The sequence below is a fragment of the Streptomyces sp. NBC_00859 genome (genome assembly GCF_045161865.1).
In the GTDB taxonomy this organism is placed as follows: Bacteria; Actinomycetota; Actinomycetes; order Streptomycetales; family Streptomycetaceae; genus Streptomyces.
Window position 1 is genome coordinate 7084134 of the sequence record NZ_CP108826.1, and the last position, 24765, is coordinate 7108898.

Genomic DNA, 24765 nt, shown 5'->3' on the forward strand with positions numbered 1-24765 from the left:
GTATCGCGGCGGAGCCCGCGGTCAGTCGCCCGTCCCGGCCGGGGCCGTCGGCCGCCCGACCAGTTCCCGCAGTACGTCCTCCATCGTCACCAGACCGGTGAGCGTGCCGTCGTCGCCCATCACCGCCGCCAGGTGTGTACGGCTGCGGCGCATCGCGGTCAGCACATCGTCCAGGGGGTCCGCGGCCCGCACCCGGGCGATCGCCCGCATCGCGGGGACCGTGAACGGCAGATCGCGGGGCATCGCGTCCAAGGCGTCCTTGACGTGCAGGTAGCCGAGAATCCGCCGGTCGTCGTCGACCACAGGGAAGCGCGAGAAACCGGACTCGACCGACAGCTGTTCCAGCTTCTCCGGGGTCGTGCCGAGACGCGCGTACACCACCTGCTTCAGTGGCACGATCACATCGCGCACCGGCCGCCGGCCCAGCTCCAGCGCGTCGTGCAGCCGTTCGCTCGCCCGGTCGTCGAGCAGCCCGGCCTCCGAGGCGTCGGTCACCATGCGGGCCAGCTCGTCGTCCGTGAACGTCGCAGCCACCTCGCTCTTCGCCTCGACCCGGAGCAGCCTCAGCAGGGCGTTGGCGAAGGAGTTGATCGCGAAGATCACCGGACGCAGCGCACGCGCCAGTGCGACCAGCGGCGGACCGAACAGCAGAGCTGTCCGTACAGGGCCTGCCAGAGCGATGTTCTTCGGGACCATCTCGCCGAAGAGCATGTGCAGATAGGTGGCCACGGTGAGGGCGATGACGAACGAGACCGGATGGATGACTCCGGTGGGGAGCCCCACGCCGTGGAAGACCGGCTCCAGCAGATGCGCGATGGCTGGTTCGGCGACCACACCGAGCACCAGCGTGCAGAGGGTGATGCCCAGCTGCGCCGCCGCCATCAGCGCCGACAGATGCTCCAGTCCCCACAGCACACTCCGCGCCCGCCGGTCGCCCTCCTCCGCCGCTGGTTCGATCTGGCTGCGCCGGACGGAGATCAGGGCGAATTCACCACCGACGAAGAAGGCGTTGGCGACGAGCGTCAGCAGCCCGATGAACAGCTGGACAAAGGTCATCGCGCGTCCTCTTCCTCGTCGCCCTCGGCCGCCGCCGGCGCGTGCAAGAGCAGCCGGGCAGCGCGCCGCCCGCTCGCGTCCAGCACATCGATCCGCCAGCCGGCCAGTTCGACACGGTCGCCCTCGGCCGGGATCCGTCCCAGCTCGGTGGCGACCAGACCCGCCAGCGTCTCGTACGGGCCATCGGCCACGCGCAGCCCGATCGACTCCAGCTGGTCGGTCCTGGCGGCCCCGTCGACGGAGTAGACCGGCCTGCCCTCCGCGTCCTCGCCCGCGCCGGCCAGGTCCGGCGTTTCGTGCGGGTCGTGCTCGTCGCGTACCTCGCCGACCACTTCCTCGACGATGTCCTCCAGCGTGACGACACCGGCCGTCCCGCCGTACTCGTCGATCACCACGGCCATCGTCCGCTTGCCGTACATACGGTCGAGCAGCCGGTCCACGGTGAGGGTCTCCGGCACGAGCAGTGGCTCGCGGAGCAGCTCGGAGACGGGAGAACGGGGCCTGCGCTCGCCAGGGAGGGCGAGGACGTCCTTGATGTCGGCGACCCCGACGACCTGGTCGAGGCTGCCGCGGTAGACCGGGAAGCGTGACAGGCCGGTGGCGCGGGTGGCGTTGGCGACGTCCTCCGCACAGGCCTGCACGTCGAGTGCCACCACCTGGACCCGGGGGGTCATCACGTTCTCCGCGGTCAGATCCGCCAGATTGAGTGTGCGGACGAACCGCTCGGCGGTGTCCTCCTCCAGCGCGCCCGCCTTCGCGGAGTGCCGGGCCAGTGCGACCAGCTCCTGGGGGGAACGGGCCGACGCCAGTTCCTCCTGCGGTTCCATGCCGAGCCGTCGCAGCAGCCGGTTGGCCGTGTTGTTCAGGTGGCTGATGAGCGGGCGGAACACGGCACTGAAGTACCGCTGCGGAGTGGCCACCACCTTGGCCACGGCCAGCGGCGAGGAGATGGCCCAGTTCTTCGGCACCAGCTCGCCGACGACCATCAGGAACACGGTGGAGAGCGCGGTACCGATCACCAGACCCACTGACGAGGCCGCGCCTGCCGAGAGGCCCGCTGATTCGATGGGTCCGCGCAGCAGTTTCCCGATCGAGGGTTCCGCGAGCATGCCGATCACCAGGTTCGTGACGGTGATGCCGAGCTGAGCACCGGACAACTGGAAGGTGAGGCCGCGCACCGCCCGCAGTGCGCTCGCCGCGCCGCGCTCACCCCGTTCGGCGGCCTGTTCGAGTTCCCCGCGCTCGACTGTCGTGAGCGAGAACTCCGCAGCGACAAAACCCGAGCAGGCCAGTGAGAGCAGCAGCGCCACGATGAGCAGAAGCACTTCGGTCATCGGTTCACCTCCGTCCCATGATCGGCCAGGGAGTGGAGGAACGCGCGATATCGGCTACTGGGGGCTCGCCCATGGGCGGACTCTCACACCTCTCGGTCGGTGAAGTGGCGGACAGCCATGGTAAAGGATCGGCAAAGTGTGAAGGCGTCGACGTATCGATGTATCGGACGGCAGGTGGCTGCCCTGCCAGTCACAGCGCTTTGACCCAGCGGCGCCAGTGGTCCTCGCGATGGTAGCCAGCCGCTGCCCACGTGTGATGAGCCCGTTCATTGGCCTCCAGGACCATGGCGTCGGCCCGCCGCCCGCCCAGCGCGGTGAACCGCTCTTCCGCCGCGTCCATCAGGGCGGCCGCAATGCCCTGCCGCCGGTGGTCCGGGCTCACGGCGAGCCGGTAGGCGGAACACCGCCAGCCGTCGAAGCCCGCTATCACGGTCCCCACGAGCAGACCGTCGCGCTCCGCGAGGAGCAGAGCTCCGGGGTCCCTCGTGATGAGCCGTGCGACCCCGTCGCGGTCGTCGCTGATGCTGGTTCCTTCAGCGGCGGTACGCCAGAAACGCAGCACCGCGTCGACGTCCCCGTGAGCGGCGCTGCGGATGTGAAGATCACTCATGGGGCGAGTCAACCAGAGCGCAGGGCTGTTCGGCCCGCGCTTTCCGCCCGCGTCCGGGAGCCTCACCCGCGGGCGGCGTAACGTCCGCCTCCGGAAACCGTGTTGGGACCGACCCCGACCCCGACCCGACCCGACCCGGCGCCGGCAGCCGCGCCCGCGTGGCAGGTCAGGCGGACGTCGGGCCGTAGGTCCCGCCGAGCCGCGGTGCGAGCCAGCTCCGGGCCCGGTCGCGGAAGACGGCGGGCGCCAGCCGGCCGGCGCCTTCCGGCACCGCGCCCAGCAGCGGGGCCCCGGCGGCCACCGGCAGGTCCAGCAGATTGCACCGGGCGTCCAGGCCGGGCTCGGCCGGCCAGCTGCCGATGACGACGCCCACGCAGTCCAGCCGCCGCGCACGCAGGGCCTCGGCGGTCAGCGCGGCCGAGTTCAGCGTGCCCAGGCCGGCGGGGGCGACCACCAGGACCGGCGCCCCCATCAGGCCGGCCGCGTCCGCCAGCGTGCCGCCCTCGTCGTCGAACCGTACGAGCAGCCCGCCCGCGCCCTCGACCAGCACCAGGTCGTGCTCGGTGGCCAGCTTCAGCGCGGCGTCCGCCACGTCCCGCGGGTTCAGCGGTGTGAGCCCCGCGCGCCGTGCGGCCGTCGCGGGGGCCAACGGGTCCGGGAAACGGGCGAGTTCGACTGCCGTCACCGCCCCGGCGAGCCGCGCCACCTCGGCCGCGTCGCCGTGCTCGCCGGGAAGCAGCCCGGTCTGCGCCGGCTTCAGCACGGCGACGGACCTGCCTCCGGCGGCGGCCGCCACCGCGGCGGTCACCACCGTCTTGCCGATCTCGGTACCGGTTCCCGTCACCACGAGAATCGTCATGTCGTGCCTCCCGCAGTCGTCATGTCATGCCTCCCGGGCCACCGCGATCACCGCACGGCAGATCCGGGCCACGTCCTGATCACCGGTGATGTAGGGCGGCATGGTGTAGACGAGATCGCGGAAGGGCCGCAGCCAGACGCCCTCTCGCACCGCCGCCCTGGTCGCCGCCGCCATGTCCACCTCGTGGTCGAGCTGGACGACCCCGATCGCGCCGAGCACCCGGACATCACGGACACCGGGCAGTTCCGCCGCCCCGGAGAGACCGTCCGTCAAGGCTGTCTCCAGACGCTTGATCTCACGCTCCCAGTCCTGCCCGAGCAGCAGCTCCACCGAGGCGCAGGCCACCGCGGCGGCCAGCGGATTGCCCATGAACGTCGGCCCGTGGGCCAGCACCGGCACCTCTCCCCGGGCAATCCCCTCGGCCACGCGCGAAGTGCAGAGCGTCGCCGCCATGGTCAGATAGCCCCCGGTCAGGGCCTTGCCCACACACATCACGTCCGGTGAGACGCCTGCGTGTCCCGCTGCGAAGAGTTTTCCCGTACGGCCGAATCCGGTGGCGATCTCATCAAAGACGAGGAGCACACCGTGCGCGTCGCATGCCTCGCGGAGCACCCTCAGATACGCGGGGGAGTGGAAGCGCATCCCGCCCGCACCCTGGACCACCGGTTCCACGATCACCGCTGCCAGCTCATGCGCATGCCGGCCGATCAGCTCCTGGAGGTGGTCGGCGTACCCCTGTTCGTAGTCGGCCGGGGGCGCGTCCGCGAAGATCTGCCGCGGCAGCACCCCCGACCACAGTTCGTGCATCCCGCCCTCGGGATCGCACACCGACATGGGCTGCCAGGTGTCCCCGTGGTAACCGCCCCGCCAGGTCAGCAGCCGCTGCTTGGCCGGGCGGCCCACCGAACGCCAGTACTGCAGACACATCTTGACCGCGACCTCGACCGACACCGAACCCGAGTCCGCGAGGAACACATGCTGGAGCGGTTCCGGGGTGATCTCGACCAGCTTCGCCGCGAGACGGACGGCGGGCTCATGGGTGAGCCCGCCGAACATCACATGGCTCATCCGGTCCAGCTGGCCGCGTGCCGCCTCGTTGAGCACCGGGTGGTTGTACCCGTGGATCGCCGACCACCAGGACGACATGCCGTCCACCAGGTCACCGGCACCGGCGACACGCAGCCGGACGCCGGACGCCGACTCGACGAGCAGTGGCTCCTGCCTGCCGGGCATCGGTCCGTAGGGGTGCCAGACGTGGCGCCGGTCGAGGTCGAGCAACGCGGCCGGGTCACGCATTGGGCGCGAGTTCCGTCCCGGCGCCCCTGCGGCGTACCGATACGAGCCCCTCACGGTGGCCGGGCAGCGTCGTCGTCCCCGAGCCCTCCACCTCGAATCCGGCATCGGCGATCATGTCCAGGTCGGCCCGGCCGGCCTGGCCCTCGCTGGTCAGGTAGTCGCCGAGGAAGATCGAGTTGACGAGGTGCAGGGCGAGCGGCTGCAACGAGCGCAGATGCACCTCGCGTCCTCCGGCGAGCCGTACTTCCGCGTCCGGGCAGACGAACCGCACCATCGCCAGGATGCGCAGGCACCGCTGCGGGGTCAGATGCCACTCCCCGGCCAGTGGGGTGCCCTCCATGGGGATCAGGAAGTTCACCGGTACCGAGTCGGGGTCGAGGGCCCGCAGCGCGAAGACCACGTCGACCAGGTCGGCGTCGCTCTCGCCCATGCCGGCGATCAGGCCCGAGCAGGCCGAGAGTCCGGCGGCCTGGGCGTGCTGGACCGTCTCGACCCGGTCCGAGAAGTCGTGGGTGGAGCAGATGTCGGCGTAGGTGGCTTCCGACGTATTTAGATTGTGGTTGTACGCGTCGGCCCCGGCCGCTCGCAGCCGTTCCGCCTGACCGTCCTTGAGCAGCCCGAGGCAGGCGCAGACCTCGACGTCCTCGTTCTGCTCCTTGATTGCCTCGATCGTCTCCGAAACGCGGTCGACATCGCGGTCCGTCGGTCCGCGGCCGCTGGCGACCAGACAGACCCGCTTCGCGCCGCCAGCCACTCCGGCGGCCGCCGCCTTCGACGCCTCGTCCGGCTTCAGCCAGGTGTACTTGAGGATCTCCGCCTTGGAGCCCAGCCGCTGTGAGCAGTAGGAGCAGTCCTCCGGGCAGAGGCCCGATTTGAGATTGACGAGGTAGTTGAGTTTCACCCGCCGCCCGAACCACTGGCGGCGCACTTTCCCGGCGGCCGCCACCACGTCCAGCAGTTCATCGTCGGTCGTCGCCAGTACGGCGAGCGCCTCTTCACGGCTCGGCAGTTCGCGCCGCAGCCCCTTGTCCACCAGCGTGTTCAGCAGGTCCATAGGGGTGATCCTGGCCTACGGCACCGTCTCCGGCCAAGGAGGAACCGAACAACACCGCCGACCTGAGGTGTGTGTATTGCCACACGCTGACCCCGCATCACCCCGGTTAGGGTCTGTGAACTGCCTACAAAAAGGGACCGATCATGCCCTCAGCCATGCCCCGAGCGGCCTTCGAGTGGACCGACACCGAGGCGCGCCGCCGGGCGGACGCCGGGCTCGTACGCACACTCACGCCACGGGCCGCGGCCCCCGACGTGCTGGACCTCGCGAGCAACGACTACCTGGGGCTGACCCGCCGGCCGGAGATCACCGGGGCCGCAGCCGAGGCCGCCCGCCGCTGGGGTGCGGGGGCGACAGGTTCGCGGCTGGTCACGGGCTCCACGGCGCTCCACGCCGAACTGGAGCGCGAGCTGGCGCAGTTCGGCGGTTTCGAGGCGGCGCTGGTCTTCTCGTCCGGGTACGCAGCCAACCTCGCCGTGCTCACCGCGCTGACCGGCAGGGACTCCCTGATCGTCTCGGACGCCGGCAACCACGCCTCGATCGTCGACGGCTGCAGACTCTCCAGGGCAGCGACCGAAGTCGTCCCGCACAGCGACCCCGAGGCGGTGGGCAAGGCGCTCGGCGCCCATGGCGGCGGCCGCGCCGTCGCTGTCACCGACTCGGTCTTCTCGGTCGACGGCGACGCCGCGCCCCTGCCGGAGCTGGCCGCGGTCTGCCGCACGTACGGTGCGGCGCTCATCGCCGATGACGCGCACGGACTCGGCGTGCTCGGCGACGGCGGGCGCGGCGCCGTCCACGCGGCGGGCCTCGCGGGCGCGCCCGACGTCGTCTCCACGGTCACCCTGTCGAAGTCGCTGGGCAGCCAGGGAGGCGCGGTCCTCGGTCCGGCCCGCGTCATCGAACACCTGGTCAACGCGGCGCGCACCTTCATCTTCGACACGGGTCTTGCGCCGGCCGCCGCGGGTGCCGCTCTGGCGAGCCTGCGACTGCTGAGCGATGAGCCGCAGCTGGCCGGCTGTGCCCGCACGGTCGCGCACACCTTGCACACACGTCTGACCGCGGGTGGGCTCAGCGCGGTACGCCCGCAGGCCGCCGTCGTATCCGTCCTCGCCCCTTCGCCCGGCAAGGCGGTGCGCTGGGCCGCCGACTGCCGCGACGCCGGACTGTGGGTCGGTTGCTTCCGCCCGCCGTCAGTGCCGGACGGTGTCTCGCGGCTGCGGCTCACCGCACGTGCCGACCTGACGCCGGAACAGATCGAGTGGGCGGTGGACACGGTCCTGCGGACCGCGCCCACCGGATGACCGCTGCCGGTTACCCCACGCGTCGCAGTTCCCGGTCGCGTAACGCGGCCAGGAAGCTGGTCCAGGTGCCCGCTGCGAAAAGCAGCGCGGGGCGGTTCACACGCTTGGAGTCCCGGACGGCCAGCAGGCCGCCGTCGAGTGACGCGGCCTCGACACAGTTGTTCATCCCGGTACTGCGGCTGCTGCGCCGCCACTGAGCACGGGGCAGACAGGTGCTGGGAAGCGGAGCACGGGACTGAGAACTGCTGGAAGGGAAGGGCGTAGTTCGTGCGGACATGATGACTCCCTAGACGCCGTCAGCGACCCCGGCGATGAGATCCAACGATTCCTTCTGTGGAAGGGCGAGCGCCTGGATCCTGCGGAACGCGGCGCTGTACGCCTCAAGGTCTTCTTTCCGTTCCAGATAGCGGCTAGTCATCAAGTGGTCGAGAACGACCACATCCAGATCAATGATGTTCGGAAAGGAGAAGATTGTGAAAGAGCCGGTCAGTCCGATATATCCGCCGACGGCGAATGGCATGACCTGCAGGTTCACATGGGGAAGCTGCGCGACCTCCCTCACGTGCCGCAACTGCTCCGCCATCACCCGGAGGCCGCCGATCCGCCGGTGCAGAGCCGCTTCATCGACGACCGCACTGAGCTCCAGGGGCGGATCCGCGCTCAGTACCCTCTGCCGGGCCAGTCGTACGTCGACCAGTGAGTCCACGGTCCGGGCGGCCGGTCCGTCCAGTGAAGCCCGCGTCACCGCTTTCGCGTAGCCGGGTGTCTGCAGCAGCCCCGGCATCACCGACGTTTCGAAGGTGTGAGCCGTGCACGCCTGGGACTCCAGTCTGATGAAGTCCCGGTACTGCGCGGGCAGCAGGCCCCGGTAGGTGTGCCACCAACCGGCACCCTCGGCGGCCCCCGCGCCGGACAGTGCCTCCAGGAGCTCGCGCTGGCGGTCGTCCCGTACCCCGTAGGCATCGAGCAGCAGCACCACGTCCGACGGCCGTACGCCGCTGCGGCCCGTCTCGATCCTGCTCACCTTCGACTGGTGCCAGCCCACCAGCCGGGCTGCGGACGCGCTGGTCAGACCGGCCAGGACGCGCAACCGACGCAGCTCCGCGCCGAGTTTGACGCGGCGCACCGCCGGGCTGCTGCGCACGCGGCTCTCCCTCCGGCCGGCCGTTTCCGCAAACGTGCCAGACCGGACGTCAAATACGGCTCCGCGTCGCAGAGTTCATCACTTTGAGCGACAGATATATGCACATCTTGGTGGATGACGGGTACTGCGGTCACTATGAGTGTCACGCTGGTACAAAGCGCCACCCGAAGCCGTCCTCGGAGTGCATTCGTCACGAGGCCGGCGCCTTCATCGGTGGGAAAGGGGCAGGCCGCCATGGCAGACCACCAGGAAGCATCCGTCACGCTGCCGAGCGAGCCGGCCTCGGTTCCGGCAGCGCGGACGTTCGTGGCCCGAGTGCTCACCGAATGGGGGCTGTCTCCTGAAGCCGAGCTGGCCGACACCATCAGGCTGATCGTCTCGGAGCTCGCGACCAACGCGGTGCAGCACACCTTCGGGGCGTCGCCCACCTTCACCGTGGAAACCGTCCTCGAGCGGGACGAACGGCTCTGTATCGGCGTCACTGACAGTCATCCGCGCTGGCCCCAACGCCTGCCCGCTGCCGTACAGCAGGACAACGGCCGGGGCATGGTCATCATCCGCTGGCTCGCAGCCGAGAACGGCGGCCGGCTGACCGTCACGCCCACCCGGGAGGGCGGCAAGACGGTATGGATCGCCCTGCCCTGGACTGCCACGGCCCAGGGCTGAACGCACCTGCGAACAGAGGAACTTACGGCATCAGGGGGCTTACGGCTTCAGCCCACCCGGCCGTACCAGACGCTGCCGGTCCAGATCTTCTCCAGCCTCACCACTGCGCCGGTCTTGGGGGAGTGCCAGATCTTCCCGTGCCCGGCGTAAATACCGACGTGGTAGACGCTGCGGCCGTAGTGGAAGAACACCAGGTCGCCCCGGGCCCGTCCGGAGGCCGAGATGTGGCGCACCCGGTTGTACTGCGCCTGAGCGGTGCGCGGCAGTTTCTTCCCTGCCTGTTTGTACGAGTAGAGCGTCAGCCCCGAGCAGTCGAACCGCGATGGCCCCGCCGCCCCCCACTGATAGGGCGAGCCCTTCTTGGAGGCCGCTACCTGCACGGCTCTGACGGCGTGCATGGCGGCCTGGGCTTCGGTGGTCGCACCCGGCGCCAGAGAGGTCCCCGCAACTGCGGCGAGGGTGAGGGCCGAGGCGGTTCCGGCCCGGGTGAGCAGAGACGGGATATGAATCTGCGCAGTCATGCGCAACCCTTCGCAAACCGCCTGTGAAGGATGACCTGTCGGGTTCGGGCCGGCGAAGTTGCCCGGCCGCCCGGCGGAACAGCCGACTGATCAAGTCGGTTGCCCGCCGGGCGGCTTCACCCCAAGGAGCGACGTCGCTGTCGCCCCGGACTGCTTGGGTCCTCCACTCCTGCCGATCCACTCGTGTCGACCAGACATCCGGGTACGGCGGCAGGACTCGGCGTCCGCCCGGACCGCCCCGCCGTGGTGGCGGGGGCTTGTCGTCTCCCGGATCTTCACCCATGGCAGGGCGGATTTCTGGCTGACCGCGCCGATTTGTACTGGTTCGTGCCGATGGCCTGTTCGGGTGGATACCGACGGCGCTGCGGCAGGTTTTCCTGTGGCCGCACGTCCCCCACCTGGGGCGGAGCAGTAGTCAGGGGCGGGTCGGCCGGTGCGATGTGCAACTCGGCGCGACAGCCGGAACACCGCCCGGCTACGCCTTCCGGGGGGCGTCCATCGGTGTAACGGCGCCCGCCGAAAGGATGGGCGGGCCGCCTGCCGGCCGAGTGGGCGCCGGGTGCTGGGCGCGGCAGCGGTGCCCGGCCGAACTCCTCTGTCCCGGTTCCGCGTTGCGGGCCGCTGTGGCGACCGGGGCCCAACCGCCGGGCGGACGGGCCCGATGCAGGGCCCTTTGGCTGGGGCTGAACCGCTCATCGGACCAGGATCTCCGCATTTCGGGTTGGCAAAGAACCCCGATGCGCCCTGTTGTCAGGGACTGTTCACACGCAAGGATCCCCGTACGTACTGGAGAGCGCCGTGCGAACGGCGCTTCGCAGAGGGGGAGGTACCACGTGAGACGCACCGCAGTGCTCGGCTCGGCCGGCGCTCTGGCCGCGGCGACTCTCATAGCGGGCGCCATGGCTGCACCGTCGGCCACCGCCGACGGCCGCGGTCGCACCGGCCCGGAGGCGCACGGTGCGGCCGTCGCCGCCGCCCGCGCGGCGAGGGCGGGGATCGACTGGCGGGACTGTCCCGCGGACTGGGCGCTCGCCAAGCCGGTCCAGTGCGGCTGGGTGACCGTGCCGGTCGACTACGCGCACCCGGACGGCCGGACGATCAAGCTGGCGGTGGACCGCGCCGCGAGCACCGGCACCGCGTCGCAGCGGCAGGGCTCCCTCGTCTACAACCCCGGTGGCCCCGGCGGTTCGGGCATGCGCTTCCCCATCAGGACCACCACCAGGAGCGCACTCTGGGTCAACACCGCGAAGGCGTACGACTTCGTGGGCTTCGACCCCCGGGGTGTGGGCCACTCGGCACCCCTCTCGTGCGTCGACCCGCAGAAGTACGTCAGTGCTCCGAAGGCGGATCCCGTCCCGGACAGCGCCGCCGACAAGCGGGTTCAGCGCAAGCTCGCGGCGCAGTACGCGGACGGCTGCGAGAAGCGCAGCGGGGCGATGCTCCCGTACATGACCACGCCGAACACCGCTCGTGACCTGGACGTCATCAGGGCGGCGCTCGGCGAGAAGAAACTCAACTACCTGGGTGTCTCCTACGGCACCTATCTCGGCGCGGTGTACGGAACGCTCTTCCCTGGCCACGTCCGGCGGATGATCGTGGACAGCGTGGTCGACCCGGAACGATCGAACATCTGGTACCGGGCCAACCTCAATCAGGACGTCGCCTTCCAGGGCCGCTGGGGCGACTGGCAGAACTGGGTCGCCGCCAACGACGCCACGTTCCATATCGGGAAGACGGCCGGGGCCGTCGAGCAGCAGTGGGTGAAGCTGCGGGCCACGGCGAAGAAGCATCCGATCGGCGGGATCGTGGGCCCGGCCGAGTTGCTCGGGTTCTTCCAGAACGCTCCGTACTACGACTCCTCCTGGGCGCCGGTCGCCAAGGCATGGAGCCAGTATCTCGGCGGTGACCCCAAGCCGCTGATCGAGGCCGCGGGGCCCGATATGTCGGACACCGCGGGCAATATCTCGGCGGAGAACGGCACAGCCGTCTACACGGCAGTCGAGTGCGCCGATGCCAAGTGGCCGACCGACTGGCGGACATGGGACCGGGACAACACCCGGCTCAACAAGGACTACCCGTTCCTCACCTGGTCCAACGCATGGATGAACCTGCCGTGCGCCACCTGGCCCGCGAAGCAGCGGACCCCGGTGAACGTCCACAGCGGCAAGGGGCTCCCGCCTGTACTGATCGTGCAGTCGACCAGAGATGCCGCCACCCCGTACCAAGGTGCTGTGGACCTGCACAAGCGCTTCAAGGGGTCACGTCTGATCGTGGAGAAGGGCGCCGGGTCGCACGGGGTGACCGGTCTCGTCAACCCGTGCATCAACAGCCGGGTGGACAGCTATCTGCTCACCGGCAGCACCGACCGCCGCGACGTGACGTGCGGTCCGCACGCCACACCGCAGCCCTGACGGAGCCGGCTGGGGGGCTGCTCGGTCAGCGGCTCCCCAGCCAGGCGTCCTCCGCCGTGTAGTCGAAGAGGTCGAGGTGCGGGCCGTAGGTCTTCGCCATCGCGGGAAAGGCCTCCCGCCAGTCCCTGCCCCGCAGCCGGGAGGTGAGCCACTCAACGGTCGCGGGCAGGGAATCGGCGTACCCGGTCACCGGCCGGTACTCCAACTCCCGCTCGGCCGCAGACATGTCGTAGACCACGGGATGGTCCACGCTCCACGGCGTGTCACCCACCGTGGCCGGGCCGTCGATCAGCACCAACTCGCTCCGTACACCCATGGCATCGTCGACGGCCGTGCTGATCTCGGCCACTGTCGGAGCCTCGGGGTCCCCGCAGTTGAGCACGCGCGCGCCCGGCCGGAGCGCAGCCAGCCGGATCATCTCGGCCAGGTTGGAGACATGCGCCGGGTGGAAACGGCTCCGTCCGCCGTGGGCCAGGATCCGGACCGGCCGGCCGTCCAGCGCCCGCTTCACGAAGTACAGCTCACGCGGCGAGCGGCAGTGCGGGCCGTGCACGGCGCCCGCGCGCACCAGCGTCACGGGCAGCTCCCGGGCCGCCGCCAGCAGGCCCCGCTCCAGTGCGATCTTGCGGGTGCCGTACGTGGCCGGGCCGGGCTCGACCGTCCGCTGGCTCTCCGGGATCGGGACGGGATAGCGCGGGAAACCCTCCGGATCGCCCTGTGTGTCGAAACTGCGTCCCTCGGCGTCCGCGTACACCGCGCCGCTGGAGATCACCACCGCCGAGCCGATCCGGTCCGCGAGGCCGGTCAGCTGCCGGGCGTGGTCCTCTCCGTACGCGACCATGTCGACCAGCACGTCACAGCCGTCCCCGAGGGCGGCAGCCAGCTGGCCTTCGCTGTCCCGGTCGACGCGCACCGTACGCACATCGTCGGACCAGGCCTCGTCACGGCCCGCCCCGCGGGACGCGGCCCGTACCTCCCACCCGTCAGAGGCGAGCGCACGCACCGCCGCGCGCCCGATCTGCCCTGTGGCTCCCAGAACAACAACGCTTCCCATGCTCATGCAGGCGACGCTAAGGTCCGGGACGCGGCACCGACAGAGGAATCTGCTCTCGGCCGATCCGCTGTCAGCGCGGCTTCCTCGGGAACTTCTTCGCCTGCGCGGCCTTCACGTCGGCGGCGTACGCGTCGACGTACTCCTGGCCGGAGAGCCCGAGTACCGCATGCATGATCTCGTCGGTCACCGCCCGCAGCGCCACTTTCTCGTTCTCCAGGCCGGCGTAGCGGCTGAAGTCCAGCGGCTCCCCGAAGCGGATCGTGACCCGCTTGATCCTGGGCATCCGCTGCCCGGGGGGCTGGATCTCGAAGGTGCCCACCATGGCGCACGGCACCACGGGCACCCCGCCGGTGACGGCCATCACAGCGACCCCGACCTTGCCCTTGTAGAGCCTGCCGTCGTGCGAGCGGGTGCCCTCCGGGTAGATCCCCAGCAGTTCCCCCCTGCCGAGTACCCCGAGCCCTTCGCGGACCGCGGCCTTCCCTGCTTCCTTGCCCGACCGGTCCACCGGGATCTGACCGGCGCTGCGGAAGAAGGCCGCCGTCAGCCGTCCCTTGATCCCTGGCCCTGTGAAGTATTCCTGCTTCGCCAGGAAGGTAATGCGCCGGCTGAGGACGACCGGCAACAGGAAGTGGTCGGAGAACGACAGATGGTTGCCCGCGACAATGGCGCCACCCTCGTCCGGGATGTGTTCCAGCCCTTCGATCCTGGGCCGGAACAGCAGCCTCAGGAGCGGCCCGAGAACGGCGTATTTCAGGATGTAGTAGAACAAGCGCGATCCTGTCTCCCCGTAGTGCCCGTGCCGACGCACAGTAGCTGCCGGACCAGCCTGTGCGGAACCCCGCCGGTACCCGTTCGGGGCAGAGGCCCACGGCCGTACGGGTGGACCGGCGGTGTGGCGTCTTGCCACCGGGACCGATGGGCGGGTGCTCTGGCCTCACACTCTCGTGCCGCGTTCCAGGAGGTCCGGATGCGCCCCCGTTCGATGTTCGCCGCTGCGGCTCTGCTCGCCTTCGCCACGGCTGTGCCCGCGCAGGCGGCCGGTGCGCCGCCCATCCGCCCGAGCGGGCTCCTGCTCACCGTGTCGTCGCCCGCGCGCCCCGCCGACGACCGCAGCGTGCTGCTGCGGTGCGCGCCGGACGAGGACGAGACCCATCCGGAAGCCGCGGCCGCCTGCCGGGCACTCACCCGGTCCGGCGGGAGTTTCGACCGTCTCGACGGCGAGCCCCGCGCCTGCACCAGGCAGTCCGACCCGGTCAGGGCCACCGTCGCGGGGACCTGGGGCGGACGGCCCACCCACTGGGGCCGGACCTTCGCCAACGCCTGCTCGCTCGACGCGGCGACCGGACCGGTCTTCCGCTTCTGAGCTGCCGGGTCCGCGGCTCAGCCGCTGCCGCGCGAGACAACCATGCCGAGCGTCACCAGGCCCAGCACCACCCAGCCGAACCACAGCCAGCCGTTGCTGCCGAGCACCGTTGAATACCCCGTCACCGTGACCAGCGCTACCACGGTGATGACACCCATCGTTTTCACAGAACCGGGCATGGCCGCTCCTCCTCGGGGGTGGAGGGCCATCGTCGCCCGGCGGAGGCCTTCTCCGCTACTGGCCGCGCGCCTGGAGTGACGCCAGGTAGGCGTTGTAGGCGGCAAGCTCCTTGTCGCCGTTGCGGTCCTCGGCCCGGTCGGAGCGGCGCGAGATGCGCTGCTCGGAGCCGTACCACTGGAACACCAGGGCGATCAGGACCAGCACCGACGGGATCTCGCTGAACGCCCATGCGATACCGCCCGCGGCCTCCTGGTCGGAGAGCGCTTCGATACCCAGCGATACGGGCGGGTGCTTGTACACCTGCACCATCGGCTCGGTCGCCATCATCAGTGCGATGCCGAAGAACGCGTGGAAGGGCATTCCGGCGAAGAGTTCCAGCATCCGCATGATGTAGCCCGGCCGGTGCGGGCCGGGGTCGACGCCCATGATCGGCCAGAAGAAGACCAGGCCCACGAAGAGGAAGTGGACCATCATCGCGATGTGACCCGTCTTCGAACCCATCAGGAAGTCGAAGAGCGGGGTGAAGTAGAGGCCGTAGAGGCTGGCGATGAACAGCGGGATGGTGAACGCCGGGTGCGTGACGATCCGCATGAAGCGGCTCCGCAGCAGCATCAGCAGCAGCTCCCTCGGCCCCTTGCGGTTGCCGCGCCCGGCGACGGGCAGCGCGCGCAGCGCCAGCGTCACCGGTGCGCCGAGCAGCAGCAGGATGGGGGAGAGCATGCTGATGATCATGTGCTGGACCATGTGCACGCTGAACATGACCATGCCGTAGTCGTTCAGCTTGGTGCACATCGTCAGGCCGACGGTCAGTACCCCGACGGCGAAGAACGCCACCCGGTGGACAGGCCAGCTGTCACCGCGCCGGCGCAGCCGCACGACGCCCCAGCCGTACAGTGCGAGTCCCACCAGACAGCCGATCAGGAAGAACGGGTCCGCGGAGAAACCCAGCCCCCGTCCCAGCGTGAACGGCGGCAGATCCATGGTCATGCCGTGCCCGCTGTGGTCCATCCACTCACTCCTGATTCGTGCCTGATGTCCGCACCAGACTAGAACTGCCCCCGGCCGCAGCTGCGGCCGGGGGCAGTTCGTACCGTATCGGGCGAATGCGGAACGCTCAGAGGACGCACTCGGCTTCGGCGTACCGCTCGGCGGGGACGGTCTTGAGGGTTTCCACGGCCTGGGCCAGCGGCACCATCGTGATCTCGGTGCCGCGCAGTGCGGTGAGCATGCCGAACGCCCCGCGGTGCGCGGCCTCAACCGCGTGCCAGCCGAACCGGGTCGCCAGGACCCGGTCGTACGCGGTGGGGGTGCCACCGCGCTGCACATGACCCAGTATCACCGGACGGGCCTCCTTGCCGAGGCGCTCCTCCAGCTCGATCGAGAGCTGACGTGCGACACCGGCGAAACGCTCATGGCCGTACATGTCCTTGGCTCCCACGTCGAAGCTCATCGAGCCCTCGCGCGGCTTGGCGCCCTCGGCGACCACCACGATCGCGAACTTCTTCCCCGCCGAGAAGCGCCGGCCGACCAGCTCCGCCAGCTCCCCGATGTCGAAGGGGCGCTCCGGTACGACGATGGCGTGCGCACCAGCGGCCATCCCCGAGTGCAGGGCGATCCAGCCGGTGTGCCGCCCCATGACCTCCACGATCAGCACCCGCTGATGGGATTCGGCGGTGGTCTTCAGCCGGTCCAGTGCCTCGGTCGCCACCCCGACGGCCGTGTCGAAGCCGAAGGTCACATCGGTGGAGGCGATGTCGTTGTCGATGGTCTTGGGCACGCCCACGATCGGCAGCCCGGCCTCGGACAGCAGGTTCGCCGCCTTGAGTGTGCCCTCACCCCCGATCGGGATGATCGCGTCGAGCCCCAGGTCAGCGACGTGGCCCCTGGCCCGCTCCACGCCGTCACGCAGGTGCGCGGGCTGCACCCGGGACGAGCCGAGGATCGTGCCGCCGCGTGCCAGAATGCCGCCCACCGCGTCGAGGTCGAGCTTGCGGTAGTCACACTCGAGCAGGCCTTTCCACCCGTCGTGGAAGCCGATGACCTCGTCGCCGTGGTCGACGACGGCGCGGTGAACGACCGAGCGGATGACGGCGTTCAGGCCGGGGCAGTCGCCGCCGGAGGTGAGCACACCAATTCGCATTGCCCGACTTACCTTTGCAACGTGGGCCTGTGACCGGACCACGTCGTCCGGGCTGGATCCCCGTCACCCTACCGGCGCGGGGCGATGGAGACGTAGCGGGCGTCCGCCTGCTGGACGCCCGCTCAGATGTACGTTTCGGGCCTCATGCGGGCTGTGTCGCCACGGCGATCCGTTCGGCGCGCAGCGCCTCGTACCAGCGGTCGTCGGTCGGAGGCAGCGCGTTGACGTCCAGGGCCAGTTTGAGCAGCAGATCGGCGATCTGCGGATTGCGGGCCAGCACCGGGCCGTGCATGTACGTACCGAAGACGGTGTCGTTGTACGCCCCCTCGGTCCCGTCGCCGGTCCCGTTGCCCCGGCCGAGCTGAACCCGAGCGAACGGACGGGCCGTCGGTCCGAGATGGGTGATGCCCTGGTGGTTCTCGAAACCCGTCAGCGGCGGCAGGCCGAGCCGCTGGTCGATGTCGCCGTACACGTCGCCGACGCAGCGGTCGCCCTCGCCGCGTGTCGAGATCACGTCGAGGAGCCCCAGACCCGGCTCGCGCTCGCCGAGGTCGTTGATGAACTCGTGGCCGAGGATCTGGTACCCGGCGCAGACCGAGAAGATGATCGCTCCGTTGGAGGCCGCTCTGCTGAGGCCGCCGTCCCTGCGCAGCCGCTCGGACGCCAGCCGCTGCGGGCGGTCCTCGCCGCCGCCGATCAGATAGATGTCGCCGGATGTCGGCACGGGCTGGTCGCTGCGCACGTCGATACGGGTCACGTCGAGGCCGCGCTGGCGGGCCCGGCGCTCGACCACCAGGGCGTTGCCCTGGTCGCCGTATGTGCTCAGCAGGTCCGGGTAGACCCACACCAGTCGCAGGCTGTTGTCGCTCATCATCGTTTCCTCTGAGGTCAGTTGCCGACGCGGCGGCGCACGTCCTGGAACGCGGTGTAGTTGGCGATCAGTTCGATCCGTCCGGGCGGCGCGTACTGGACAGCCTCGTCGACGGTCTCGCAGACGCGGAACTGGAGACCGGCCACTTCCAGGCGGACCGCGAGGTCCAGCTTGCGGTCGCCGATCACGAAGATGGGGTGGCCCGCCAGCCGGGTGTAGTCGACGTCCCAGAGCCAGGAAGTGTCGGTGCCGTCGGCGCCCCGGGCGTTGACGGCGAGGATCACCGGTGTGGGCGGCGGGTCGATCAGGGAGAACGTCTCCAGCCAGCCCGCCGGGTTCTTGGCCAGCAGCAGGCGCACTTCGCGGTTGAGGTACGAGACGACGTCGTACCGGCCGGCGACGGCCTGAACGCCGTACATCCGTTCCAGGGCGACCTGTGGCGGCACGCCGAAGGTCGCGGCGACGGCCGCGGAGGTGGTCGCGTTCGCCTTGTTCGCCCGGCCCGGCAGCTGGAGGTGGATGGGCCAGGCGGAGCCGTGCGGGTCGACCACATAGTCGCCGGAGAGCGCCCAGCTGGGCGCCGGACGGCGGAAACCGCAGTCGCCGCAGAACCACTCGTCGTTCGGCCACTGGAGCACACCGCCGCAGGACGGGCACGACCAGGCGTCGTCCTTCCACTCCTGGCCGGCCGCGACCCAGACCACGGTGGGGGAGGACGAGGCGGCCCACACGACGAGCGGGTCATCGGCGTTGGCGATGACGACGGCCTTCGTACCGGCCAGTCCCTCGCGCCACTTCTCCGCCAGCATGCGGGTCTCGCCGGCCCGGTCGAGCTGGTCGCGGGAGAGGTTGAGCAGGGCGATCGCCTTGGGTGTGGTGTCGCGTGCGACCCCGGCGAGGTACTTCTCGTCGACCTCGATCACGCCGAAGCGCGAGTCGGAACCGCCGGCCAGGGCGGAGGTGATACCCGCGGGCATGTTGGCCCCCAGGGCGTTCGACACGACGGGGCCGGCGGCCCGCAGCGCCTCGGCGATGAGGCGGGTCGTGGTCGTCTTGCCGTTCGTCGCCGAGACCAGGATCACGTCCAGGTGCTGGGCGAGACGCCCGAGCAGGTCCGGGTCGAGCCTCAGCGCCACCTTGCCGCCGATCACCGACCCGCTGCCGCGCCCCGCGGCGCGCGATACCGCTGCCGCGGCCCTGCCTGCCGTCACGGCCAGCTTGGCCCGCGGCGACAGCGGCTCCGTGTTGCCGTCCATCGTCCTAGATCCTCCTTGCGTCGGCGCGGAGCTCAGCCTATCGAGATCCGGCCGTGCGCCCGACCTCGGCACCGCCGGGGCGGGGCTGTTGCGGCGGGAACGTACCCTTGCCGCCATGCGAAACCGCCCGATCCCCGGCAGTTCCGGAGCCGTGCGGACGATGAGTCCGTACGGCGATCCCGTGCTGCACGCGCCCTGTGAGCCCGTGGCGGGCTTCGACGCGTCGCTCGCCCGGCTCGTCGAGGACATGTTCGCGACGATGTACGCGGCGCGGGGTGTCGGCCTCGCGGCGAATCAGATCGGTGTCGGGCTGCGGGTGTTCGTGTACGACTGCCCCGACGACGAGGACGTCCGCCACCTCGGGCACCTCGTCAACCCCCGGCTGCTGGAGACCGGCGGTGTCACCGTGCGGGGCGCCGAGGGCTGCCTCTCACTGCCGGGTATCGAGGCGGGCACCCCGCGCCTCGACCACGCCGTCGTCCAGGGCTTCACGGTGACCGGAGCCCCGGTCACCGTGAGCGGTACGGGATTCTTCGCGCGCTGCCTCCAGCACGAGTGCGACCACCTCGACGGCCTGATGTACACGGACCGGCTCTCCGGCCGGCGCCGCGGCCGCGCGCTCCGGGCCGCCCGCAAGGCCGGGCTGATTCCCTAGCTGCTGTCCGGCACTCCGCCGCGGAGGCCGGCCGGCCGCTGCGGCCGGTTGTTCAGAAACCCGGTCCCCCCGCGCGGTCGGTGGCCACGGAGAGCCTGCCCCACAGGAGATCGGCGAGACTGCTGACCAACTGCGCCCGGGAGCAGGGCCGTTCGCCGAGCCACCAGTCGCCCGCCGCGTGCATCATCCCGACGATCCCGTGGCCCCAGACCCGGGCCAGCTGCTCGCTGTCCGGCCCGAGGTCGACCCGTTCGGCGATCACCTTGGCCAGTTCCTCGCCCAGCCTGCGCAGCAGTGGGGCCGAGTGCAGCCCTACGTCGAAGGCCTGCTCGGGCTGCTGACCGGCGTCGGCTGGATGCATCAGGAAGCGGTAGACCTGCGGTCTGGCCTCGATCGCCGCGAGATAGGTGTCCAGCGTGGCCTCGACCCGCTCGCGCCGCCCGGCCGGAGCGTCCAGTGCGGCGCGCAGTGCGCTGAGCAGTGCGTCGGTGTGGCGTTTGGCGAGAGCGCGGTAGAGGCCGCCCTTGTCGCCGAAGTGCCGGTAGAGGATGGGCTTGGTGATGCCCGCCTCGGCGGCGATGGCGTTCATGGACGCTTTCGGGCCGTCCCGCAGGACGACCCGGTCGGCGGCCTCCAGCAGTTCGCGGCGGCGGCTGTGTGCCGAGCGCTGCTGTGTGACCTGTGTGGTCCCCATAGGTACCTCTTCCCCGCCCTGCGATCCTGGCTCTGTGACGCGGACCGTGCCGCGTCCGCTGATTGATCCGTGCCCCCGCCGAAACGTAACACCCGGCCGGGGGGCCACGTCGGGGGCGACCGCGGAGGTTGACAGGGGCTACTTGCCAGTAACAGACTGCGGTTACCGCAAGTAACAAGTCAATGGAACGCAGTGCTGGAGGGGACATGGCCGAGTTCACGCTCGAACTCAACGATGACCAGAAGGAGGTCCGCGACTGGATCCACGGGTTCGCAGCGGACGTCATCCGCCCGGCTGCCGCCGAGTGGGACGAGCGTGAGGAGACGCCCTGGCCGGTGATCCAGGAGGCGGCCAAGGTCGGCATCTACTCACTCGACTTCTACGCCCAGCAGTTCTTCGACCCGACGGGTCTCGGCATCCCCGTGGCCATGGAGGAGCTCTTCTGGGGTGACGCCGGGATCGCCCTCTCGATCGTCGGTACCGGTCTGGCCGCCGTCGGCGTCCTCGCCAACGGCACCGAGGAACAGATCGGCACCTGGATTCCGCAGATGTACGGCGACGCGGCCGACGTCAAGGTCGCGGCCTTCTGCTCGTCCGAGCCCGACGCCGGTTCGGACGTAGCGGCGATGCGTACCCGCGCCGTGTACGACGAGGTCAAGGACGAGTGGGTGCTCAACGGCACCAAGACGTGGGCGACGAACGGCGGCATAGCCAACGTCCACGTCGTGGTCGCCGTCGTCGACCCCGAGGCCGGCTCCAAGGGGCACGCCTCGTTCATCGTGCCGCCGGGAACGCCGGGCCTCTCGCAGGGGCAGAAGTTCAAGAAGCACGGCATCCGCGCCTCCCACACGGCGGAGGTCGTCCTGGAGGACGTCCGGGTGCCCGGCAACTGCCTGCTCGGCGGCAAGGAGAAGCTGGACGAGCGGCTGGCCCGCGCCAGGGAACGCGCGAAGCAGGGCGGCGGCGTGGGGGCACCTCCCGCCGAAGGCAGGGGGAGGGTGAAGAACGCGGCGATGGCGACCTTCGAGGCCTCCCGGCCCGCGGTCGGCGCCATGGCGGTCGGTACCGCCCGCGCCGCATACGAGGTCGCGCTGGACTACGCGAAGACCCGCAGCCAGTTCGGCCGCCCCATCATCGACAACCAGGGCGTCGCCTTCCAGCTCGCCGACATGCGGACGCAGATCGACGCGGCGCGGCTGCTGGTCTGGCGTGCCTCGTGGATGGCCGCCGCGAACAAGCCGTTCACCGCGGCAGAGGGCTCCATGTCGAAGCTGTACGCGAGTGAGACGGCCAAGAAGGTCACGGCCCAGGCCGTCCAGATCCTGGGGGGCAACGGATTCACCCGTGAGTACCCGGTCGAGCGGATGCACCGCGACGCCGCGATCTACACCATCTTCGAAGGCACCAGCGAGATCCAGCGCCTGGTGATCGCGCGGACCCTGTCGGGCATGCAGATCCGCTGACCGGCCGGGCACCCCGGCCGGACACGGGAAAAGGCCTGCGGAGGCATCCTCCGCAGGCCTTTTCCGTACGGTCTCAGGCGGGCAGCTGCGCCTCGATCGCCGCCACTACCTCCGGCGCCTCCGGCTCGGTACGGGGGCGGATGCGGGAGACGACCTCGCCCGCCGGGGAGATCAGGAACTTCTCGAAGTTCCACTGGACGTCCCCGGCCTCGCCGGCCTCGTCGGCCACCTGCGTCAGCTCCGCGTACAGCGGATGCCGTCCGGCGCCGTTGACATCGGTCTTCTCCAGCATCGGGAACGTCACGCCATACGTGGCCGAGCAGAAGGTCTGGATCTCCTCGGCGCTGCCGGGCTCCTGCCCCGCGAACTGGTTGCAGGGCACGCCGATGACAGCGAAGCCGCGCTCGCCGTACTGCTGCTGCAGCTTTTCGAGACCGGCGTACTGCGGAGTGAGACCGCACTTGGAGGCCACGTTCACCAGCAGCACCGCCTTGCCCCGGTAGTCGGCCAGAGAGGTGGCGTCGCCGGTCAGGGTGCGCAGCGGGATGTCGTACAGGTTCATCGGCAGCTCCTGTCGTAGGTCAGTGGCACCCACTGTTCCAGAGACCCGCGGACGCCCGGCCGACGGCCCCGCCGGCAGCCCTTCCGCGCCTCAGGCCCGCCCGCTCTGCTTGCGTGCCCGTCGTCGGCCGACCAGGAGCGCGCAGGCCAGAGCGGCTGCGGACAGAGCGCCGGTGACAGCGAGTGCCGCCCGTCCCGAGAACGCGATGCGCGCGGCCTGCGACGCGGCGACCGGGGGTGTGTGCCCGGCGGGCACCGGGCTGGCGGCGGGGTCCGTCGGCCGCGCCCGGGGCAGGCCGGGCAGCACCCCCACGGGCGACGCCGTGGGCGCAGCGGAGAACCCCCAGTCCAGCAGCGACCTGGTCTCGGTGTAGGCGTCGTTCGGCTGCCCGGCCTGCGGGTTCATGACGGTCACCAGGAGGGTGCGGCCGTTGCGCCGGGCCGCGGTGACCAAGGTGTTGCCCGCCTCCGTCGTGTACCCGTTCTTCACCCCGAGCAGGCCGGGGTACCGGACAACACCATGGGACCCCACGAGCAGCCGGTTGGTGTTCTGGATGCCGAACGCGCCGGGGCCGCCGACGGCCGGGAAGCGGGCCCTCCTGGTCGAGGCGAACTGACGGAACTCCGGATTCTGCAGCCCCGCACGGGCGATCACGGACAGGTCGTACGCGGAGGAGTGCTGCCCGGGGGTGTCGTATCCGTCGGCGGATTTGACGACGGTGTCCTGCACCCCGATGCGTCGGGCGGCGGCCCGCATGTCCCGGAGGGTGGCCGGTACCCCGCCGTTCATCATCGCCAGGGTGTGCACCGCGTCGTTGCCCGACGCCAGGAACACGCCGCGCCACAGATCGGCCACCGTGTACCGGGTGCCCTCCTTGACGCCGACCATGCTGCTCCCCGGCTGGAGCCCCGAGAGGTCGGTGCCGGCCGCCCGGTGCACCTCCTGCGGCGGGAATTTCGGCAACAGGGCCAGGGCGAAGAGCGTCTTGAGCGTGCTGGCCGGCGGCAGTGGCCGGTGCGCGTCCTTGGCCGCGAGCACCCGGCCGGTCCGCAGGTCGGTCACCATCCACGACAGGGCCGTCGCCGCGGGCAGCTTGGGAGCACCGGGGGAGACCTGGACGCCGGTGCGGTACAGGGCGGACTGCCCGCTGTGCGCACCCGGTTCCGGCACGGGCCGGCCGTCGGCCCGAGCGGACGGCGAGAGGGAGGCGAGAACCAGCGCGGGCAGGGAAACGGCCAGGGCCGCACGGATCCTGACAGAACACCACATCGCTTGTGACATGATCACACCGTAGGAGAAGTCCGGCAGGGCCGCTCCGTGGCTTAGCCCGACCGGACCCCCTCCGCGCTGTGGTGTGCCGCGCCCCCTGTCAGCCGCCGAGCTTGCGGAACAGACCCTCCTGGACGACCGACACCAGCAGATTCCCCTCACGGTCGAAGATGCGGCCACGGGCCAGCCCGCGGCCGCCGGTCGCGATGGGGGACTCCTGGTCGTAGAGGAACCACTCGTCCGTACGGAACGGGCGGTGGAACCACATGGCGTGGTCCAGTGACGCCATGTCGAAACCGCGCGGCCCCCACAGGGGCTCGACCGGGATACGGACCGCGTCCAGCAGCGTCATGTCACTGGCGTAGGTGAGCGCGCAGGTATGGATGAGCTGGTCGTCGCCGAGCGGGCCGACCGCACGCATCCACACCGCGCTGTGCGGATCGGCCCCCTTGATCTCTTCGGGCGTCCAGCGCAGCCGGTCCACGTACCGGATGTCGAAGGGCTGTCTGCGGGCCATCCGCTCCAGCGCCTCGGGCAGCTCGCCCAGGTGCCGGCGGATCTCCTCGGTGACCGTGGGCAGCGACTCCGGGTCCGGTACCTGCCGGGCCGGCGTCTGATGCTCGAAGCTGCCCTCCTCCGGCCGGTGGAAGGACGCGGTGAGGTTGAAGATGGTGCGTCCCTGCTGGACGGCGGTCACCCGGCGGGTGGTGAACGAGCGGCCGTCCCTGACCCGTTCGACCTGGTAGACGATCGGCACCCCCGGCCGGCCCGGACGCAGGAAGTACGCGTGCAGCGAGTGGACGGGCCGCTCGCCGTCGGTCGTGCGGCCGGCCGCTACCAGTGCCTGCCCGGCGACCTGCCCGCCGAAGACCCGCTGCAGGGACTCGTGCGGGCTGCGGCCGCGGAAGATGTCGACCTCGATCTGCTCCAGGTCGAGCAGGTCGATCAGCTTCTCGGTGGGGTTCGTCATGTGGTGCCCTCCCAGGTCACAGTGGCCGCCCGG

General features: G+C 70.3%; 26 protein-coding genes and 1 riboswitch. Of the genes, 6 read left to right on the top strand and 20 right to left on the bottom strand.

Annotated elements, in window-relative coordinates; translation table 11 throughout:
* Window positions 1–21: 21 nt before the first annotated feature.
* From OG584_RS31220 to bioB, 6 genes are all read right to left on the bottom strand, one after another.
* Window positions 22–1056, bottom strand: coding sequence for a hemolysin family protein (locus tag OG584_RS31220; RefSeq protein ID WP_405782814.1), 1035 nt, complete (start codon window positions 1054–1056; stop codon window positions 22–24).
* Entirely contained in the window at window positions 1053–2390 is a 1338-nt protein-coding gene (locus OG584_RS31225; RefSeq protein ID WP_405782815.1) for a hemolysin family protein, read from the bottom strand. The genes OG584_RS31220 and OG584_RS31225 overlap by 4 nt, the downstream gene beginning before the upstream one ends.
* 190 nt (window positions 2391–2580) lie before the next feature.
* On the bottom strand, window positions 2581–3000 hold the full coding sequence (locus tag OG584_RS31230) for a GNAT family N-acetyltransferase (protein ID WP_405782816.1): 420 nt from the start codon (window positions 2998–3000) through the stop codon (window positions 2581–2583).
* Between the two features lie 166 nt (window positions 3001–3166).
* Window positions 3167–3859: a dethiobiotin synthase gene (bioD, locus tag OG584_RS31235; protein WP_405782817.1), complete on the bottom strand. Its 693-nt coding sequence runs from the start codon at window positions 3857–3859 to the stop codon at window positions 3167–3169.
* 24 nt (window positions 3860–3883) lie between these two features.
* Complete coding sequence (locus tag OG584_RS31240; protein ID WP_405782818.1) at window positions 3884–5155, bottom strand: adenosylmethionine--8-amino-7-oxononanoate transaminase; 1272 nt, start codon at window positions 5153–5155, stop codon at window positions 3884–3886.
* Complete coding sequence (gene bioB / locus OG584_RS31245; RefSeq protein WP_405782819.1) at window positions 5148–6209, bottom strand: biotin synthase BioB; 1062 nt, start codon at window positions 6207–6209, stop codon at window positions 5148–5150. The genes OG584_RS31240 and bioB overlap by 8 nt, the downstream gene beginning before the upstream one ends.
* Before the next feature lie 155 nt (window positions 6210–6364).
* On the opposite strand from bioB, the gene OG584_RS31250 reads away from it, so the two are divergent.
* Window positions 6365–7510 (top strand): 8-amino-7-oxononanoate synthase, encoded by a 1146-nt coding sequence (locus tag OG584_RS31250; RefSeq protein WP_405784379.1) that lies wholly within the window; start codon window positions 6365–6367, stop codon window positions 7508–7510.
* Between the two features lie 10 nt (window positions 7511–7520).
* Here the strand turns inward: OG584_RS31250 and OG584_RS31255 are convergent, their stop codons facing one another.
* Together OG584_RS31255 and OG584_RS31260 are read right to left on the bottom strand one after the other, a co-directional pair.
* Window positions 7521–7787 (bottom strand): DUF397 domain-containing protein, encoded by a 267-nt coding sequence (locus tag OG584_RS31255; protein WP_405782820.1) that lies wholly within the window; start codon window positions 7785–7787, stop codon window positions 7521–7523.
* Window positions 7788–7796: 9 nt separating this feature from the next.
* The gene (locus OG584_RS31260) at window positions 7797–8654 is read right to left on the bottom strand and encodes a helix-turn-helix domain-containing protein (protein ID WP_405782821.1); all 858 of its coding nucleotides are present in this window, start codon (window positions 8652–8654) and stop codon (window positions 7797–7799) included.
* A gap of 234 nt (window positions 8655–8888) precedes the next feature.
* On the opposite strand from OG584_RS31260, the gene OG584_RS31265 reads away from it, so the two are divergent.
* A complete protein-coding gene (locus OG584_RS31265) occupies window positions 8889–9320 on the top strand; it encodes an ATP-binding protein (RefSeq protein ID WP_405782822.1) in 432 nt (143 codons plus the stop codon).
* Between the two features lie 47 nt (window positions 9321–9367).
* On the opposite strand, the gene OG584_RS31270 is transcribed toward OG584_RS31265, so the two are convergent.
* A complete protein-coding gene (locus OG584_RS31270; RefSeq protein WP_405782823.1) occupies window positions 9368–9841 on the bottom strand; it encodes a C40 family peptidase in 474 nt (157 codons plus the stop codon).
* A gap of 3 nt (window positions 9842–9844) precedes the next feature.
* A riboswitch (cyclic di-AMP (ydaO/yuaA leader) is annotated at window positions 9845–10061 on the bottom strand.
* 613 nt (window positions 10062–10674) lie between these two features.
* Here OG584_RS31270 and OG584_RS31275 point away from each other — a divergent pair.
* On the top strand, window positions 10675–12252 hold the full coding sequence (locus tag OG584_RS31275; protein WP_405782825.1) for an alpha/beta hydrolase: 1578 nt from the start codon (window positions 10675–10677) through the stop codon (window positions 12250–12252).
* Window positions 12253–12277: 25 nt separating this feature from the next.
* On the opposite strand, the gene OG584_RS31280 is transcribed toward OG584_RS31275, so the two are convergent.
* Window positions 12278–13312 carry an NAD-dependent epimerase/dehydratase family protein gene (locus tag OG584_RS31280; protein ID WP_405782826.1) on the bottom strand — a complete coding sequence of 345 codons (1035 nt, stop codon included), beginning with the start codon at window positions 13310–13312 and terminating at the stop codon, window positions 12278–12280.
* Between the two features lie 64 nt (window positions 13313–13376).
* Window positions 13377–14078, bottom strand: coding sequence for a lysophospholipid acyltransferase family protein (locus OG584_RS31285; protein WP_405782828.1), 702 nt, complete (start codon window positions 14076–14078; stop codon window positions 13377–13379).
* A 198-nt stretch (window positions 14079–14276) separates the two neighbouring features.
* Here OG584_RS31285 and OG584_RS31290 point away from each other — a divergent pair, with 198 nt between their 5' ends.
* Window positions 14277–14672: an SSI family serine proteinase inhibitor gene (locus OG584_RS31290; RefSeq protein ID WP_405782830.1), complete on the top strand. Its 396-nt coding sequence runs from the start codon at window positions 14277–14279 to the stop codon at window positions 14670–14672.
* A gap of 17 nt (window positions 14673–14689) precedes the next feature.
* On the opposite strand, the gene OG584_RS31295 is transcribed toward OG584_RS31290, so the two are convergent.
* From OG584_RS31295 to OG584_RS31315, 5 genes are all read right to left on the bottom strand, one after another.
* On the bottom strand, window positions 14690–14851 hold the full coding sequence (locus OG584_RS31295) for a hypothetical protein (RefSeq protein WP_405782832.1): 162 nt from the start codon (window positions 14849–14851) through the stop codon (window positions 14690–14692).
* 55 nt (window positions 14852–14906) lie between these two features.
* Window positions 14907–15860 (bottom strand): cytochrome c oxidase assembly protein, encoded by a 954-nt coding sequence (locus tag OG584_RS31300; protein ID WP_405782833.1) that lies wholly within the window; start codon window positions 15858–15860, stop codon window positions 14907–14909.
* A 106-nt stretch (window positions 15861–15966) separates the two neighbouring features.
* On the bottom strand, window positions 15967–16992 hold the full coding sequence (locus tag OG584_RS31305) for a 6-phosphofructokinase (RefSeq protein ID WP_405782835.1): 1026 nt from the start codon (window positions 16990–16992) through the stop codon (window positions 15967–15969).
* 142 nt (window positions 16993–17134) lie between these two features.
* Complete coding sequence (locus tag OG584_RS31310; protein ID WP_385019156.1) at window positions 17135–17863, bottom strand: type 1 glutamine amidotransferase; 729 nt, start codon at window positions 17861–17863, stop codon at window positions 17135–17137.
* 17 nt (window positions 17864–17880) lie between these two features.
* Window positions 17881–19119, bottom strand: a complete 1239-nt coding sequence (locus OG584_RS31315) for a MurT ligase domain-containing protein (RefSeq protein WP_405782836.1) — start codon at window positions 19117–19119, stop codon at window positions 17881–17883.
* Between the two features lie 115 nt (window positions 19120–19234).
* Here OG584_RS31315 and def point away from each other — a divergent pair, with 115 nt between their 5' ends.
* Window positions 19235–19774: a peptide deformylase gene (gene def, locus OG584_RS31320; protein WP_405782837.1), complete on the top strand. Its 540-nt coding sequence runs from the start codon at window positions 19235–19237 to the stop codon at window positions 19772–19774.
* A gap of 52 nt (window positions 19775–19826) precedes the next feature.
* Here the strand turns inward: def and OG584_RS31325 are convergent, their stop codons facing one another.
* Window positions 19827–20468 carry a TetR family transcriptional regulator gene (locus OG584_RS31325; RefSeq protein WP_405782839.1) on the bottom strand — a complete coding sequence of 214 codons (642 nt, stop codon included), beginning with the start codon at window positions 20466–20468 and terminating at the stop codon, window positions 19827–19829.
* A gap of 206 nt (window positions 20469–20674) precedes the next feature.
* On the opposite strand from OG584_RS31325, the gene OG584_RS31330 reads away from it, so the two are divergent.
* Window positions 20675–21931: an acyl-CoA dehydrogenase family protein gene (locus OG584_RS31330; RefSeq protein ID WP_405782841.1), complete on the top strand. Its 1257-nt coding sequence runs from the start codon at window positions 20675–20677 to the stop codon at window positions 21929–21931.
* 73 nt (window positions 21932–22004) lie between these two features.
* On the opposite strand, the gene OG584_RS31335 is transcribed toward OG584_RS31330, so the two are convergent.
* The 3 genes from OG584_RS31335 to OG584_RS31345 form a co-directional block, all read right to left on the bottom strand.
* Entirely contained in the window at window positions 22005–22493 is a 489-nt protein-coding gene (locus tag OG584_RS31335; RefSeq protein ID WP_405782843.1) for a glutathione peroxidase, read from the bottom strand.
* A 90-nt stretch (window positions 22494–22583) separates the two neighbouring features.
* On the bottom strand, window positions 22584–23774 hold the full coding sequence (locus OG584_RS31340) for a D-alanyl-D-alanine carboxypeptidase family protein (protein WP_405782845.1): 1191 nt from the start codon (window positions 23772–23774) through the stop codon (window positions 22584–22586).
* A gap of 88 nt (window positions 23775–23862) precedes the next feature.
* Window positions 23863–24732, bottom strand: a complete 870-nt coding sequence (locus tag OG584_RS31345) for an acyl-CoA thioesterase (protein ID WP_405782846.1) — start codon at window positions 24730–24732, stop codon at window positions 23863–23865.
* Window positions 24733–24765 lie beyond the last annotated feature (33 nt).